Annotated in this window: 1 rRNA gene (only partly in view); it reads left to right on the top strand. The window is 56.6% G+C overall.

What is annotated here, in order from left to right:
• Positions 1–35 precede the first annotated feature (35 nt).
• Positions 36–1,219 (top strand): 23S ribosomal RNA (locus ACZ3IC_RS34000); it runs 2,040 nt beyond the window's last position.

Below are 1,219 nucleotides of genomic sequence, written 5' to 3'. Positions count from 1 at the left end.
TGCTTGAGAACTGCACAGTGGACGCGAGCATCTGTGGCCAAGTTTTTAAGGGCGCACGGTGGATGCCTTGGCACCAGGAACCGATGAAGGACGTGGGAGGCCACGATAGGCCCCGGGGAGCTGTCAACCGAGCTTTGATCCGGGGGTGTCCGAATGGGGAAACCCGGCAGTCGTCATGGGCTGTCACCCGCTGCTGAACACATAGGCAGTGTGGAGGGAACGAGGGGAAGTGAAACATCTCAGTACCCTCAGGAAGAGAAAACAACCGTGATTCCGGGAGTAGTGGCGAGCGAAACTGGATGAGGCCAAACCGTATGCGTGTGATACCCGGCAGGGGTTGCGCATGTGGGGTTGTGGGATCTCTCTTTCATAGTCTGCCGGCTGTGAGACGAGTCAGAAACCGTTGATGTAGGCGAAGGACATGCGAAAGGTCCGGCGTAGAGGGTAAGACCCCCGTAGCTGAAACATTGACGGCTCGTTTGAGAGACACCCAAGTAGCACGGGGCCCGAGAAATCCCGTGTGAATCTGGCGGGACCACCCGTTAAGCCTAAATATTCCCTGGTGACCGATAGCGGATAGTACCGTGAGGGAATGGTGAAAAGTACCGCGGGAGCGGAGTGAAATAGTACCTGAAACCGTGTGCCTACAAGCCGTGGGAGCGTCGCTGTGTGTGCTTGCACATGCAGTCGTGACTGCGTGCCTTTTGAAGAATGAGCCTGCGAGTTTGCGGTGTGTTGCGAGGTTAACCCGTGTGGGGAAGCCGTAGCGAAAGCGAGTCCGAATAGGGCGTTTTAGTAGCACGCTCAAGACCCGAAGCGGAGTGATCTAGCCATGGGCAGGTTGAAGCGGAGGTAAGACTTCGTGGAGGACCGAACCCACCAGGGTTGAAAACCTGGGGGATGACCTGTGGTTAGGGGTGAAAGGCCAATCAAACTCCGTGATAGCTGGTTCTCCCCGAAATGCATTTAGGTGCAGCGTCGTGTGTTTCTTGCCGGAGGTAGAGCACTGGATAGGCGATGGGCCCTACCGGGTTACTGACCTTAGCCAAACTCCGAATGCCGGTAAGTGAGAGCGCGGCAGTGAGACTGTGGGGGATAAGCTCCATGGTCGAGAGGGAAACAGCCCAGAGCATCGACTAAGGCCCCTAAGCGTACGCTAAGTGGGAAAGGATGTGGAGTCGCAGAGACAACCAGGAGGTTGGCTTAGAAGCAGCCATCC

The sequence above is a fragment of the Streptomyces sp. NPDC002958 genome (assembly GCF_055563255.1).
This window is presented reverse-complemented; position numbering and strand designations above follow the sequence as displayed.